The 13480-nt window shown below is 63.1% G+C and carries 16 protein-coding genes; 10 read left to right on the top strand and 6 right to left on the bottom strand.

Annotated features, from left to right (window positions below; genetic code table 11):
* Positions 1–9: 9 nt before the first annotated feature.
* Both D1227_RS10255 and D1227_RS10250 read right to left on the bottom strand, forming a co-directional pair.
* Positions 10–1239 carry a hypothetical protein gene (locus D1227_RS10255; RefSeq protein ID WP_119377500.1) on the bottom strand — a complete coding sequence of 410 codons (1230 nt, stop codon included), beginning with the start codon at positions 1237–1239 and terminating at the stop codon, positions 10–12.
* 70 nt (positions 1240–1309) lie between these two features.
* Positions 1310–1861: a cupin domain-containing protein gene (locus tag D1227_RS10250; protein WP_233350060.1), complete on the bottom strand. Its 552-nt coding sequence runs from the start codon at positions 1859–1861 to the stop codon at positions 1310–1312.
* A 293-nt stretch (positions 1862–2154) separates the two neighbouring features.
* Between D1227_RS10250 and D1227_RS10245 the strand changes: the two genes are divergently transcribed.
* The 3 genes from D1227_RS10245 to D1227_RS10235 are packed head-to-tail and all read left to right on the top strand — an operon-like array spanning position 2155 to position 4869.
* The gene (locus D1227_RS10245) at positions 2155–3051 is read left to right on the top strand and encodes an acyl-CoA desaturase (protein WP_119377501.1); all 897 of its coding nucleotides are present in this window, start codon (positions 2155–2157) and stop codon (positions 3049–3051) included.
* Positions 3048–3635 carry an NUDIX domain-containing protein gene (locus D1227_RS10240; protein WP_119377502.1) on the top strand — a complete coding sequence of 196 codons (588 nt, stop codon included), beginning with the start codon at positions 3048–3050 and terminating at the stop codon, positions 3633–3635. The genes D1227_RS10245 and D1227_RS10240 overlap by 4 nt, the downstream gene beginning before the upstream one ends.
* Before the next feature lie 58 nt (positions 3636–3693).
* Positions 3694–4869, top strand: coding sequence for a hypothetical protein (locus D1227_RS10235; protein ID WP_119404641.1), 1176 nt, complete (start codon positions 3694–3696; stop codon positions 4867–4869).
* A gap of 81 nt (positions 4870–4950) precedes the next feature.
* On the opposite strand, the gene D1227_RS10230 is transcribed toward D1227_RS10235, so the two are convergent.
* From D1227_RS10230 to D1227_RS10220, 4 genes are all read right to left on the bottom strand, one after another.
* The gene (locus D1227_RS10230) at positions 4951–5280 is read right to left on the bottom strand and encodes a YegP family protein (protein ID WP_119404640.1); all 330 of its coding nucleotides are present in this window, start codon (positions 5278–5280) and stop codon (positions 4951–4953) included.
* 94 nt (positions 5281–5374) lie between these two features.
* Complete coding sequence (locus D1227_RS20040) at positions 5375–5533, bottom strand: hypothetical protein (protein ID WP_199288226.1); 159 nt, start codon at positions 5531–5533, stop codon at positions 5375–5377.
* On the bottom strand, positions 5526–6560 hold the full coding sequence (gene cydB, locus D1227_RS10225) for a cytochrome d ubiquinol oxidase subunit II (protein ID WP_233350059.1): 1035 nt from the start codon (positions 6558–6560) through the stop codon (positions 5526–5528). The genes D1227_RS20040 and cydB overlap by 8 nt, the downstream gene beginning before the upstream one ends.
* 11 nt (positions 6561–6571) lie before the next feature.
* Complete coding sequence (locus D1227_RS10220) at positions 6572–7987, bottom strand: cytochrome ubiquinol oxidase subunit I (RefSeq protein WP_119377506.1); 1416 nt, start codon at positions 7985–7987, stop codon at positions 6572–6574.
* A 144-nt stretch (positions 7988–8131) separates the two neighbouring features.
* Here D1227_RS10220 and D1227_RS10215 point away from each other — a divergent pair, with 144 nt between their 5' ends.
* From D1227_RS10215 to D1227_RS10185, 7 genes are all read left to right on the top strand, one after another.
* Positions 8132–8758, top strand: coding sequence for an HAD-IA family hydrolase (locus D1227_RS10215; RefSeq protein ID WP_233350057.1), 627 nt, complete (start codon positions 8132–8134; stop codon positions 8756–8758).
* Positions 8759–8906: 148 nt separating this feature from the next.
* Positions 8907–9587 carry a LuxR family transcriptional regulator gene (locus tag D1227_RS10210; RefSeq protein WP_119404638.1) on the top strand — a complete coding sequence of 227 codons (681 nt, stop codon included), beginning with the start codon at positions 8907–8909 and terminating at the stop codon, positions 9585–9587.
* 127 nt (positions 9588–9714) lie between these two features.
* Positions 9715–10893 (top strand): tRNA 2-thiouridine(34) synthase MnmA, encoded by a 1179-nt coding sequence (gene mnmA, locus D1227_RS10205; RefSeq protein ID WP_119404637.1) that lies wholly within the window; start codon positions 9715–9717, stop codon positions 10891–10893.
* A gap of 208 nt (positions 10894–11101) precedes the next feature.
* A complete protein-coding gene (gene sciP, locus D1227_RS10200; RefSeq protein WP_119377861.1) occupies positions 11102–11377 on the top strand; it encodes a CtrA inhibitor SciP in 276 nt (91 codons plus the stop codon).
* A 134-nt stretch (positions 11378–11511) separates the two neighbouring features.
* Positions 11512–12198 carry a hypothetical protein gene (locus tag D1227_RS10195; protein WP_119377510.1) on the top strand — a complete coding sequence of 229 codons (687 nt, stop codon included), beginning with the start codon at positions 11512–11514 and terminating at the stop codon, positions 12196–12198.
* Positions 12195–13130 (top strand): flagellar motor switch protein FliG, encoded by a 936-nt coding sequence (locus D1227_RS10190; protein ID WP_119377511.1) that lies wholly within the window; start codon positions 12195–12197, stop codon positions 13128–13130. The genes D1227_RS10195 and D1227_RS10190 overlap by 4 nt, the downstream gene beginning before the upstream one ends.
* Positions 13127–13480, top strand: coding sequence for a hypothetical protein (locus tag D1227_RS10185; protein ID WP_119377512.1), 354 nt, complete (start codon positions 13127–13129; stop codon positions 13478–13480). Before D1227_RS10190 ends, D1227_RS10185 begins: the two co-directional genes overlap by 4 nt.

The raw sequence follows: 13480 nt of genomic DNA, 5'->3' as shown, positions 1-13480 counted from the left end.
CGCCCTGGCCTAGGCCGCCACCGGCTCAGCCTGCGACGGGACGCGGCCCCGCCCGCGCCCGGCGGCAAGCACGAGCAGGGCCACGAGGGCGATACTGGTTGCCTGGGAGGAAAAGACTTCCAGCATCACCGCAAAGAACCAGGCGGGCAGCCCGCGGGCCGGCGCCTTCGCATTGAGGATCTCCGGCCCGCCCTCGCCAAGCAGGCTCATCCGGGCTGCCTCGATCTTTGCTTCCAGCTCCGCGCGCCGTTTGGCGAGGCCGAGCTCATTCTGCGCGTCGCGATAGGGTTTCTGATGTGTGCGGCCCACAGCCTCGACCCCGCGCAGATAGGCCTCCAGCCCTTCGACCGACCGCGTATCGGCGGGAATACCGTCAAGCTGGCGTTGATAGCCGGCGATCTGCGCCTCGACCACTTCTCGCGCCGACGCTGCCGCTGCCGCAGACTGGCTGCGGACATCCCTGTTGGTCTCCATGAACATGGCCGTGCCGAGCACGCTCGTCGCAGCGCCGGCCAGCGCGAAGGCAAGCGCGCGAAGGCCCTCCTTCCGTCGCCCGCCCGAAACGTGCCACCAGAAGAAAGTGAAGCCGCCAAAGGAGCAGACCGAGGCGATCACCCCGGCCCAACCCCAGATCCGGCCCTGCACGTCATCGGCGACGCTCGCGCTGAAAGCCTGGTAGTTCGCAAAGGCCGACAGCCCTGCTGCCGCCAGGCCTGCGCCGAGGAAGACCAGCGACAGAAGGATGATGATCAGGGCCTCGAACACGCCCCGGCGGCGCGGGCGCACCTCGGCGCCTGACGCGCCTGCGGCAGCCGTCCCGGCTTCAGCACCGGGCAGGGCCTCCCGCATTTCCTGCGCGCCGCCAAAGCCCTGCGGCTCGTCGAGAAGCTCGGCCCGCCAGGTTTCCACCTCCTCGTCGCTCGCCACCGTTTCCGGCTCCCGGCGGACGGCCGGCAGCCGATCCGGCCGAAGCGGAATGATCTCCGCCTCGGTGAACACTTCAGGTTCCTGGACGATCTCAGCGTCCTCGAGCTGGCTCAGATAGGTCCGGATCGGGGCGGACACGCCACAGCTGGCGCAACGCGCCTGGCCTGTGGCGAGGCTGAGCTTCAGCGCGCGCGGCGCATGACAGGCCGGGCATTCCACCCGCGCCGTATCGCTCTCGCCAAAGGCGTCCTCAAAGCCGTGCGCGACCAGAAGCGACCAGAGTTCACCCCTGCGTTGGTGACTAGCTTCCATGAAATTGTGCCCTGCTCGTTGAATTCCGCGATCACCAGCGGAACACTAACAGAACAAACAGGGAATAAAGTCAAGACCTGTCGACGAGCACCGCCACGAAAAGCGCCGGTTGGTTACCTTCAACCACCCAGGCATGATTGGTTGCGCGCTGAACGACGACGTCGCCCGGCTCGATGACGGTCTCATCATCGTCCAGCAGCAGCCGGACACGGCCCTTCACCAGGATGATAGCGTCCAGCGTATCGGTCTTGTGCATGGCCGGATGGCGTGACGTATCCGGCTGGTGGTCGCCCGCACCCATGTCGATGAAGGCCTTGCGGGTAACTTCGCGCAAGGTCTCCGGCGGCACACCTTCCGGGGTCGGGCCGATGGCAAACCAGCGGATCTTCACCGCGCCCTTGGGCGGAGACAGGTTCGGCTTGCCAAGCCCCCTGTCGGTATCGTCCTGCGTGTCGATTTCGCCCGACGTCGCGTCGGTCCATATCTCGAACAGGCCGCCAAGCTCTCCAGTGCGGAACTCAGCCGCCTGCGGCCCGTCGATCAGGATGCGTGAGCGGCCCGTTTCGGATTCCCCCGTCACCACCCGCCGCAGCGCGAAGCCGCTTTCCGATTGCTCTGACATTGATTCCTCCCATTCCTGTTTTGCCTTTCCATACTCTCCGGGCAGCAGGGCGTCCAATGCGATCAGAATGGCCGGTAGCACGCCCGCCAGACGAAGACGCGAACACGGGATACGCGCGTTCTGAGCCGGCCACACGCGGGCCGTGTAGAACAACCGGGTCAAAGCCTCACCATTGCGTCAGAAAGCAGCGGTACAAACACATCGCCCCTTCCCGAAGTTGACAATCGTTCTTAAGATTCTGCTAGTGGGCATCGGTCATCTTATGACTGTGCCTCAAGGCTCCGGAGGAATACATGCCAAGAATACCGCGATCGCTCGCTATCCCGAAAACGTGGAAGACATTCAACTTCCCCAGTTTCTTTGCGGCGATCCTATACCCCCTCCTGGGGCTCGCCCTTCTGATCACCATGGTCGCACTCGGCTTCGCCATTGCGCATATCGAGCTGAAACTCTGGTACCTGCCGCTGTCGCTCGGCGTGATCGCGCTGACCATCTTCGTCTGCAATGCCGGCATCGGCCCGCTGCACCGGATCATGCAACACCGCGCAGGCGAGATGCGCTGGCCGGCGCAGGTGCTGACCATGCTCAACCTGATGATCGCCATGCAGGGCAATGTGAAGGACTGGGTGAACTACCACTCCCAGCACCACCGATTCTCCGACAAGCCCGGCGATCCGCACAATCCGTTTGAATCCAAGCGCTGGGCCTGGGTCGGCTGGATCCTGTTCCGCGACAAGAAGGACCTTAGGCGTCCGATGCCGATGTGGCTGAAGACCCACCCCGTCATCGTCTGGATGGACGGTTTCTACAATTCGCTTTCACTGGTCATCCACCTCGTCATCCCGGCCGCGATCTACCTCATCGTCTGGGCCGCAGGCGGCTCGCTCGTCCTGACGGCGATCATCCATGCCAGCGTCGTGATCGGCCGTGCGATCCAGTTCCATGCGACGAATTACGGGATCAACGTCCTCGGCCACCTGAAGACGCCGAAATGGGTTGACCATGCCATCGCCCTGCTGACGGGCGGCGAGGCCTTCCATGATCACCACCACGAGCAGCCGGTCTCGGCCCTTCACCGCCCTCGCAAGGGCCTCTGGAACCGGATCGTCGACTATAACGGCACGATGCTGCTCCTCTACGAAAAGCTCGGCTGGGTGCGGAACCTGAAGATCGCGCCGCAATTCGCTTGAGCAAGGCCGGTCCCGGCAGCCGGGTGAAGATCATCGGACAGACCATCCTGTCCGATGACTGGGCCACCCTGACCAAATACGCCTTCGACTATCAGCGCCGCGACGGCCAGTGGGAGCGCCAGGACCGGGAAGTGTACCACCGCGGCGACTCTGTCGCTGTCCTGCCCTTTGATCCCAACCGCAACACCGTGCTGTTGCTGCGCCAGTTCCGGCTGGCCGCCGCGCTCAATGAGGATGGCGGTGCCATGATCGAAGCCTGCGCCGGGGCGGTCGAAGATGAAAGCTTGGACGTCACGGTACACCGCGAGGCGCTCGAGGAACTCGGATACCGCCTCAACAAGGTCACGCGAGCCTTCATGGCCTACTCCACACCCGGGAGCATGACCGAGCGGATCTACTGCTACACGGCCCATTATACGCCAACCGACAAGGTCGAGAATGGCGGCGGCAGAGCCGATGAAGGCGAGGATATCGAGGTGCTGGAAATGCCGCTCGACGAGGCATACGCCATGGTCGCCAGCGGCACGATCATGGATGCAAAGACCATCCTGCTCCTGCAGCATCTCAAACTCTCGCTCGGCTAAACTTGCCAAACCATGCCGCGCCCCGCCATTATCGCCGCAAGCGAGGTGAGGGACGCGAATGAAACTTGGAGTGACAATCGGGCTGGCCGCGCTGGCACTGGGCGAGCTGGCAGCCCAACCGGCAAGCGCGCAGGACAGCTTCACATGCAACATGAATGCGGAAGACGCCGCTAACGGCCTTCGCCGGGCCGTGGCCGCTTCACCGAAATCAGCGACGGCCGAACTGGCCCAGCTCGATCAGATGGTCGAAACCTGTCCCACGGACCGCGGCGTGATCGCCTATGCCGCCGAATCCTGGCTTCGCCATGCCTATGCCGGCATACCCGACGAGGACGCCTTCAGCGCCGTGTCGCATGTCTGGGACATGCTCTATCAGGCCGATGCCATCGCCCGCGATCCTGAGGCCGGCGGGCCAAGCCGCGACTATGGCAAGATTTTCTACGAATTGCGCAAGCCGGCCGCCCAGGGGCTGATCAAGTTTCACGACGTTCGCGGGCTGAAACACCCGCTGTTCGAGTCTGATGAACCCTTCGATCGTTGCCTGGTCTGGAGCGGGAACCTCGGACAGACGCTGCTCTACGATTTCGATGACACGTGGCAGGGGCGCGGAACCGTCCTGATGCTGCGCAGGCTGGCGAGGGCCTGCCCCACGGACAAGCAGAACCAGGCCTATCCGTGGTGGCTCAAGGCGGCATCAGGCGTTGCCGGGCATACCGAGGACGCGGCCTTCGCACTTGAGCTGCTTGAGGAAGCCCGTCTCGACGGCAAGGCTTATCTCAATGGGAAGGACGCCGCTTATCAGTGGACCAGCGAAGACCAGGCGAAACTGGAAAGCCAGTATGACATGTTTCGCCTCGCCGGCATGACGGAGGCTGACCTTATCCCCGTGGCCGCGCTGTTCACACCCGAACACCTGGGTACCGAAGAGGCGGCCCGTTCGATCGGCTGGCGGCTCGACCAGGCCTGGGGGGCTTTGGACACGTCCGCCGACGGCGCGGCGGCATCTGACGAAAACCTCGCCCGGATGAAAGCGTACACGCTGGCCCTGACCCCGATGTACCATGCCGCGAAAGCCGCAGGCCCCGAGGCGCGCAAATTTCTCTTCGAAATCGCGGAGGCGCATGCGGCCGGGCAGAAATGGCGCCGCGCGGAAACGCAAGGCATACCAGGTCCCAAGGACTATATGTATATCTGGGTAGACCCGGATTACGCGCCGGGCGGTTCAGACAATTGAGACAACGCCCCGGATGAAAAAGACCGCCCGTCTGGTAAAACGAGCGGTCCTTGATTGTTTGGGCGGGCCTGCCCGTGGGCGCTAGACTTCAGCGACCGGTGCGGCCGGTGCGTTCTTCTTCACCGACTCCACGCCATTGTCGCGGCCGGATTCGCTCTTGTAGCTCTGCGAGGTGCCGATCACCTGGCCGTTGGCGGCTTTCAGGTTGAAGCTGAACTTGCCGCTGGAACCTTCCTTCTTCTCATAACGCGCATCGTTCGCCGCGTTCTTCTTGACGGATTCAATACCGTTCATGGCGCTGGCGCGTTTTTTGTAGCCCTCGCTGCTCAGGATGATTTCGCCGTTTCCAGCCTTGAGGCGAAACCGGAATTCGCCAGCCTTGTCGCTGTAGAGCTCAAACTTTCCAGCCATGTTCTGTTCCTTTTGCTACAGGTCTAGAAGATCCACCTGCCCTTTTGGTTGCCCTGCCGCCCGGAAAAGTCAAGCAAAGTGCCGGGCGGGCCGTTCAACCCATGAGGAGAAAGCCCCGCAGGGCATAGGCAACAGCGGCCACGGCGGTCAGGCTGGCGATGGCCAGCCCGGCAAACCAGAGAAGCTGGCGCGACAGCGGCTTGCTGCTTTCGCCTGATTCGTCGGGGCCCTGCGGCTCGAACAGCCTAGTCATGATAGCCGTCTCCCGGTTGGACCTTTCCCCAGAACAGCGAATAGACATAGCCGGTGTAGATCAGGATGACCGGCAGCATGATCCCGGCGCCGACCAGCATCAGGCCGAGCGCATTGTCCCGCGCCGCCGCCTGCCAGATATCGACCTCGAACGGGACGATGGTCGGGAACAGGCTGACCGCCAGCCCGAGATAACCTGTCAGGAAGATACCGGCGGAATAGACATAGGGCCGCCAGTCAGGCGCGTTTACGTCCCAGAGAAGGTCGCGCGCGGCAAGAATGACGAGCGCCATGCCGGCCAGCGGAATGGGCGCCAGCGGCAGCAGCTTGGCCGGGTTGATATGGTCCATCGAGAAGCCCCAGCGCTCGGTCACACGCGGGTCGATCGACAGGGTCGCGAGGCTCACCGCCGCAAAGCAGAGCGCCACACCGGCCAGGGCATAGAGCGCGAACCGCCGCGCACGCTTCTGCTCCTCGCCCTGCGTCTTCAGCACCAGCCAGCAGGCGCCGAGCAGGCTGTAGCCGATCGCCACGGAGATCGCGACCAGGATGGTGAAAGGCGACAGCCAGTCGAACGCACCGCCTGCAAAGCTGCGGCCTTCGACCTCAACGCCCTGGATGAAGCCGCCGAGGATCAACCCCTGTGCCAGCGCGGCCGCGAGCGAGCCGCCAAAGAACGCGCCGTTCCAGAACAGCCGTGTCGGCTTGCGCACCGCCTTGTGGCGGAATTCAAAAGCCACGCCCCGGAAGATCAGCGCGGCGAGCATCAGGAGAACCGGCAGGTAGAAGGCCGGCATCAGGATCGCATAGGCCAGCGGAAAAGCGGCAAACAGACCGCCGCCGCCAAGGATCAGCCAGGTCTCGTTGCCATCCCAGACCGGCTCGATGGAGGCGGTCATGAGATTTCGTTCTTCATCGCTGCGGGCAAGGCCGGTGAGGATGCCGACGCCAAGGTCCATGCCGTCGAGCAGGACATATAGCATGACGGCCGTGGCGATCAGGACAGACCAGATAAGCGGTAGATCCATTTCCATCTCTCCTATTCAGCCGGCTTGGTATCATAGGGCAGTTCGGCAGGCTCCGACACGGAGCCGAGCGGAGAGCCCGGTGCCCGGTGTTCGCGTTTTGGCGGCCCGGTCTCATCGTCATCGAAGCCGCGTGTTGCGATGCGCGCCATGTAGACGGTACCGGCGGTAAAGACGATGGCGTAGACGACCATGAAGATCAGCAGCGATGTCGCGACCTGACCGGCGCTGACCGGCGCGACGCTGTCCTCGGTGCGCAGGAAGCCGTAGACGGTATAGGGCTGGCGGCCGACCTCTGCCACGATCCACCCGGTCACGACCGAGATGAAGCCAAGCGATCCGGCTGGCACGGCCAGCATGTGGAACAGCCCCGGCTTGTCGATACGCCCGCGCCACCAGAGCACACAGCCCCACAGGCCGAGGGCCAGCATGACAAGGCCCGCGCCGACCATGATCCGGAAACTCCAGAAGACCGGCAGGACCGGCGGGCGGTCTGCTTCCGGGAAAGCCTTCAGCCCTTCCAGCTGCCCCTCGGCTTTCGGGAACAGGATGGGGCTCGTATTCGGAATGGCGATTTCGCCATGGTTCTTTTCTGCCGCCTCGTCGGGCCAGCCGAACAGGACAGTCGGCTGTACGTCGCGCGTCTCCCACCAGCCTTCCATGGCGGCGATCTTCGCGGGCTGGTGCTCATGCGCGACTTCGCCGGACCAGTGGCCGGCCCAGATCTGCAACGGCATGAGAACCGCCAGCGTGCCCGCCGCCATCCGGATCTGGAACCGGGTCGGCTCGGAGGAATGGCCGCGAATGACCTGCCAGGCGCCGGCCGCCATGATCACCGCTGCGGTGGTGATGAAGGCCGCCAGCATCATGTGGACATAGCGCGACGGGAAGCTCGGATTGAAGATCACGGCCAGCCAGTCGGTCGCATAGAAATTGCCGGTTTCAGGATCGGTGGCAAAGCCCGCCGGGGTCTGCATCCAGCTGTTTGCCGAGAGGATCCAGAAGGCCGAGATGGTCGTGCCAACAGCGACAGCGCAGGTTGCAATGAAGTGCAGGCGGTTGCCGACCCGCTTCCAGCCGAACAGCATCACGCCCAGGAAGGTCGCTTCCAGGAAGAAGGCGGTCAGCACTTCGTAGCCCAGCAACGGCCCGATCACACTGCCGGCCTTGTCGGAAAAGACAGACCAGTTGGTGCCGAACTGGTAGGACATGACGACGCCGGAGACGACGCCCATGGCGAAGGCCAGCGCGAAGATCTTCACCCAGTGAAGGTAGAGCCGCTTGAAGACATCCCGCTTTGTCCACAGCCACAGCCCTTCGCACACCGCAAGGAAGGCGGCGAGACCGATGGTAAAGGCGGGAAACAGGATGTGGAACGCGACCACAAACGCGAATTGCAGGCGGGACAAGATGAGGGCGTCAAGTTCCATCAGCCAAGCTCCAGATTTTCTAAGATCAGCTTATAGATTCTCTGCGAAACATTCAAAACCGCACTTTGCGCCGCGCGTCAGATTAGCGCGGACTGGATTTGCGCTGGCGCGCGCAATAGGTCAGATGCGCAAATGGAGAGCACATTGAGCACGCTGAAACACAAAGTCATCGCCTGGGATTTCGATGGGGTCCTCAATGCAAATGTCCAGAATGGCATCTTCCTCTGGATGACCACCTTCGAGCAGGATACCGGCCTGTCGATCCGCTCGCTCGCTTCCTACCTTTTCTCCGGGCGCTTTCAGCAGGCCATGGTCGGCCAGGCCGACCTGCACGAACTGGTTGGCGACTGGGCCGAGCAGGAAGGCGTGCCGCATCGCGCCTCGGAAGTCATCGATTACTGGTTCGACAAGGACCATATCCCGGATGAGAAGACGCTGGACCTCGTCCGCCGGGCCCGCGCCGCCGGTGCCGTCAACGTCATTGCGACCAACAATGAAGTCTACCGTGCCGACTGGATCGAGGAGATGGGTTTTGGCGAGCATATGCACGATGTCTTCGCCGCCGGCCGGATGCGCCTCGCCAAGCCGGACCTTGCCTATTTCAGGCATATCGAGGACGCGCTGGGCTATACGGGCAAGGACGTCATCCTGATCGATGACATGGAAGAGAATGTCGAAGCGGCGCGTCGGCATGGCTGGGACGCACACCTCTTTGCGCCAGACAATCACGCCGAGGTCGCCGCCGCCATCGGCCTGCCGGAAAAAGACTGAAAACCGTTTGCGCTCCCGCGCGCTCGCCGACCTGCCGTTAGGTCACCGTCCTTGCCAATTCAGACAGCATCGGCCTAACTAAATTTTTTGGCGTGGAAGAGGTGGGGCCAGCTTGCGAGGGGTGGATTTTGTTTGCGCGACTTACTCCATGTCGTCATTCGCGGAGCTGAGAGACGCCTGCGTGGCGCAGTACCAGTCACTTGGCGTCACGATGATCAGCTACCACCATCTGCCGCCCATAGGAGCTACCGATTTCCGCGAGACCCTTGACGTGTTGACAATCGGATTTCCAGACGACTGGGTTAGGAACTATCTCAAGAAGGAATACTACAAGTGCGATCCGATAACGCGCCTTGTCTATTCCAGGGCGAATCCGCTGCGCTGGTCGGATGTCTACGACATGCCTGGCCTTTCGGCGGAGGAGCGTGACTATCTGAATGTCCTCAGAGCAGCCGATTTCGGCGACGGCCTCGCCATTCCGCTTTACGGTCCCATGGGACGTAACGGCTATAATGGCTTTGGGTTCGGCAAGGGCGCGCCGCACTGCGATGATCACACCATGGCCGAATTGTGGATCAGCGCCCAGGCTGCGCATCTGCGATACTGCCACCTGCTGAGGGAACAGGCGGCCCATGCGATCAGCCTTTCGAAACGCGAAAAGCAGGTGCTGGAGAAGATCCTGCGCGGGCGCAGCAATCCCCAGATTGCTCAGGACACCGGTGTGACGCTGAACACGATCGATACATATGTCCGCCGCATCTTCGATAAGCTGGACGTCACAGACCGCACCACTGCGGCCCTGCGGGCGCTCGCGCTCGGCCTGATCTAGCCTGCCCCCTTTCATGCCGGGGCAGCCGCCAGCGCAGGTTGCGCCCTGACAAGCGCGCCCAAATCCCCTATATCGCGCGCTTCACACAGTTTTCTGCTTCGGGCCTTGAACCCGCTGGAGGATGAGAATGACTAATCCGAAGACCGCCTGGACCGGCGGGCTGAACTCGCTTGGCTTTGCCAAGCCGCCATCCGAAACCCGTGTTGTGGCCGCCATGTCCGGCGGCGTCGACAGCTCTGTCGTCGCCGCGATGCTGGCCGATGAGGGCTATGACGTGGTCGGTATCACGCTGCAGCTCTACGATCACGGCGCCGCCATCGAGAAGAAGGGTGCCTGCTGCGCCGGGCAGGACATCCACGATGCGCGCAATGTTGCCGACCGGATCGGCATCCCGCATTACGTCCTCGACTATGAAAGCCGCTTCAGGGAACAGGTGATGGAGGATTTCGCCGACACCTACCTGTCCGGCTCGACGCCCATCCCGTGCATCCGCTGCAACCAGACTGTGAAGTTTTCGGACCTTCTGGCGACAGCCAAGGAGCTCGGCGCCGACTGCCTTGCGACCGGCCATTATATCCGCCGCACCGACGGCGCGCACGGACCGGAGCTGCACCGCGCCGCCGACTCGTCACGCGACCAGTCCTACTTCCTGTTCGCTACCACACGCGAACAGCTTGGCTATCTGCGCTTCCCGCTGGGCGGCCTGCCAAAGACCGAGGTGCGGGAGCTGGCGGAAAAGTACGACCTGCCGGTTGCCGCGAAGCCTGACAGCCAGGACATCTGCTTCGTGCCGAGCGGGTCCTATGCCGATGTCGTCAAGAAGCTGCGCCCCGGTTCGGGACGCGGCGGCGAGATCGTGCACCTGGACGGCCGGGTGCTGGGCGAACATGACGGTGTGATCCATTATACGATCGGCCAGCGCCGCGGCCTCGGTATCGCGACGGGCGAGCCGCTGTTCGTGGTGAAGATCGATGCGCCGGCGCGCCGGGTCATTGTCGGCCCGCGCGAGGCCCTGCTGACCGCTGCCCTGACCATGGAAGAGCTGAACTGGCTCGGCGACGGCACACTCGAAGACGCCTGCAATGAAGAAAGACCGGTTCTGGCCCGCGTACGCTCGACCCGCGACCCGCTGCCGGCAAAGCTCGGCTGGTCCGGAAATCAACCTGCAGTTTTCTTCTCCGTGCCCGAAGAAGGTGTCGCGAAGGGCCAGGCCTGCGTCCTGTACGAAACTTCATGTGAAACTCGTGTAATGGGCGGCGGATTTATTTCGTCCACAATTGCCGCCGATCAGCGCGTTTCGGCCTGAAATCGGATAAAACTGTTCAGTTTCAGCACAAAGTGACCCAAGCCGGGACAGGTTCACAAACGCTCACTTAACGGGCTCGGCGAGAACGTTTTGAATTTTCATGAAAACTCACAGGCCTCGCTGAAACCTGATTTAATTTGGCTGCTGTAGAGAAGATGCATGGGCGCAGAAGCGTCTACGACATCAACCGCTAATAATGGTGGATCTCATGGCACAGCAGAATGCTAAGACATTGAGTGTGAAGGGCCCGGATGGCCAACCCCTCACCTGGGAAGACCTTCCGCCCCCGGGCATTAGCCGCTGGGTAACTCGCCGCAAGGCTGAAGTTGTCGCGGCTGTCCGGGGGGGCCTGCTCTCCCGCAAGGAAGCCTGCGACCGGTATTCGCTCTCGGAAGAAGAGCTGAATGGCTGGGACAAGCTCTATGACCGGCACGGCACCAAGGGCCTGCGTACGACCCGCCTGCAGCAATACCGCACCAACTGACCCGTTTCGGCATCTGGCACTCCATCACCGGCGCCCCTGACTGCCACCGTTAAAGCGCCGTTTACGCTGATACGCCTAGTTTTCTGACGAGTTCGCCGTGCATTTCACACGGAAGCCGTCAGCAGAGCGAAGCGATGTCAGCAACAAAGTCCAACATGCCAACAGGCACGCGGCAAGCGGCGCTGATAGCGTTGTGTCTCGCCGCGTGCCTTTTCGCATGGCGCGGCAACATCCTGCTGACCGGCGACACGCCAGGATCGTCGCAAGCCCCTCTGGAAGCTCAATCGCAAACCCTGCACGCCCTGCTCGAGCCCGTTCTCGGGCGCGACGCCTTCCGCACGGCCATCCATACCGGCGAGGACGGCCACCGCACCGTCCTTATCCTCGTCGACGCGCCGGCAGACCGGTTCGAACTGACCGCCGGCCTGCGTGAGCGCATCGAACTGATCCTCGCCGCGGCCACGGGCTTTGACACCGAGCGCGACAGCCTGCAGATCCAGCCTTTCGTTTTCGCCGAAAGCGCCCGCAGCGGCTTGACGCAGGCCGACCTTCTCGAACTTGGCGGGCTTGGCCTGATCACGGCCCTGCTCGGCTTTGTTGTGCTGGCCTCTGGCGAGCGCCGCGTGCAGCCGCACCAGCCGGCCGCCAATGATGCCGTCAGCCAGCCGGTGAACCTGCCGTCTGCGCCCACCCGAAGCATGCCGCAGGAGAGCGACACGGCGCATGACGCGTCTGGCGAGATCCAGCGTCTCGTCCGGGAAGACCCGAAACGGGCAGCGCGCATCATCAAGAACTGGATGAACGACGGGGGGGCCCAGTGAGCCTTCCGGCAACCACATCCCCAGCCTATCCCGCCCCGCCAGCCGGCACGCTGCGCGCGGCACGACTGATGCGGGCCCTTGGACCGGCTGCGAGCGCGGTCTGGTCAGAACTGGAGCCCGACGACGCCGACCGTCTCAGCCAGGCGATGACACAAACAGCCGGTGAGCCGCGTTCGCCCGCGTCGGACGCGGAAAAATTCCTCAGCGCCATTCGCCAGCACAACGAAGACACAGCAGGTACGCGCACGATCTGGTCCGCCCTTGGCGAGGTTGAACCCTCCGCCATTGCGTCCGTCCTGGGCTGTGAACACCCCCAGCTCATTGCTGTCGTCCTCTCCCGCCTGCCCGCCGGCAAGGCCGCCCAGACAGTCAGGATCCTGCCACGCGACCTCGCCACCGAGGCGCTGAAGCGGATCATGACGCTAGGCCGTGTGCGCCCCGAAACCATGGCGCTGATCGAGACCGCCATGCAGGACCTTCTGACCGCCCGCCGCAGCCAGGGGGCTGGCGACGGCGTCGAGAATGTCGCGCGCATCTTCGATCAGATGGATCCGCGCATCGAACAGGGCCTGATGGACTCGCTGGATGAAACCGAGCCCGGCAGCGCAGCCCGTATCCGGGCGCTGATGTTTACCTTTGAAGACCTCGCAGACCTCGATGCAGCCGCGATCCAGACCATCCTGTCGAGTATCGACCGGGCCGATCTCGCCATCGCGCTGAAGGGGGCCAAGCCCGCCGTGCGGCAGGCTTTCCTCGACAACATGACCAAGCGCGCGGGCGAGATGCTCACCGCCGAGATCGAAGCCGCCGGCCCGGTCCGCCGCTCAGAGATCGAGAGCGCCCGCCGCGAGATCATCGCGATTGCGCGCACGCTCGCCCGCCGCGGCGACATCCTGTCTGATGAGGACGAAATGGACGAGCTGATTGAATGAGCAGCCAGCCGGTCAAATCCGTCACCCCTTTCGACTTCCGCAGCGATTTCGAGCAGCAGAGCACCGAGCCGGACAAGATATCGCTGACCGTCGCCGAGCTTGCCGGCCTGCTAGAAGATGCCCGCCGCACGACCGCAGACATGCTCCGGAACGAGCAGGTCCAGCAGCAGGCCGACGCCATGCGCGCTTCATCCGAAGCGCTGAAGACGGCGCTTGCACAGATTGTTCAGTTGGCGGAACTTCTTGAAACCGCTTCATTTTCAGACGAAATCCGCGACGAAGCCCTGACCCGTGTGCGCGCGCTTGCTGCAGAACTGATTGACGGACAGGGCAATCTCTTCCACCCCTGA

It is taken from the genome of Henriciella mobilis (genome assembly GCF_003576315.1).
In the GTDB taxonomy this organism is placed as follows: Bacteria; Pseudomonadota; Alphaproteobacteria; order Caulobacterales; family Hyphomonadaceae; genus Henriciella; species Henriciella mobilis.
This window is presented reverse-complemented; position numbering and strand designations above follow the sequence as displayed.

Bases quoted from the DNA above. Each gene is read 5' to 3' on its own strand.
- D1227_RS10255 (WP_119377500.1), bottom strand. From the start codon at position 1,239: ATGGAAGCTAGTCACCAACGCAGGGGTGAACTCTGGTCGCTTCTGGTC.
- D1227_RS10250 (WP_233350060.1), bottom strand. From the start codon at position 1,861: ATGTCAGAGCAATCGGAAAGCGGCTTCGCGCTGCGGCGGGTGGTGACG.
- D1227_RS10245 (WP_119377501.1), top strand. From the start codon at position 2,155: ATGCCAAGAATACCGCGATCGCTCGCTATCCCGAAAACGTGGAAGACA.
- D1227_RS10235 (WP_119404641.1), top strand. From the start codon at position 3,694: ATGAAACTTGGAGTGACAATCGGGCTGGCCGCGCTGGCACTGGGCGAG.
- D1227_RS10230 (WP_119404640.1), bottom strand. From the start codon at position 5,280: ATGGCTGGAAAGTTTGAGCTCTACAGCGACAAGGCTGGCGAATTCCGG.
- D1227_RS20040 (WP_199288226.1), bottom strand. From the start codon at position 5,533: ATGACTAGGCTGTTCGAGCCGCAGGGCCCCGACGAATCAGGCGAAAGC.
- cydB (WP_233350059.1), bottom strand. From the start codon at position 6,560: ATGGATCTACCGCTTATCTGGTCTGTCCTGATCGCCACGGCCGTCATG.
- D1227_RS10220 (WP_119377506.1), bottom strand. From the start codon at position 7,987: ATGGAACTTGACGCCCTCATCTTGTCCCGCCTGCAATTCGCGTTTGTG.
- D1227_RS10210 (WP_119404638.1), top strand. From the start codon at position 8,907: ATGTCGTCATTCGCGGAGCTGAGAGACGCCTGCGTGGCGCAGTACCAG.
- mnmA (WP_119404637.1), top strand. From the start codon at position 9,715: ATGACTAATCCGAAGACCGCCTGGACCGGCGGGCTGAACTCGCTTGGC.
- sciP (WP_119377861.1), top strand. From the start codon at position 11,102: ATGGCACAGCAGAATGCTAAGACATTGAGTGTGAAGGGCCCGGATGGC.
- D1227_RS10195 (WP_119377510.1), top strand. From the start codon at position 11,512: ATGTCAGCAACAAAGTCCAACATGCCAACAGGCACGCGGCAAGCGGCG.
- D1227_RS10185 (WP_119377512.1), top strand. From the start codon at position 13,127: ATGAGCAGCCAGCCGGTCAAATCCGTCACCCCTTTCGACTTCCGCAGC.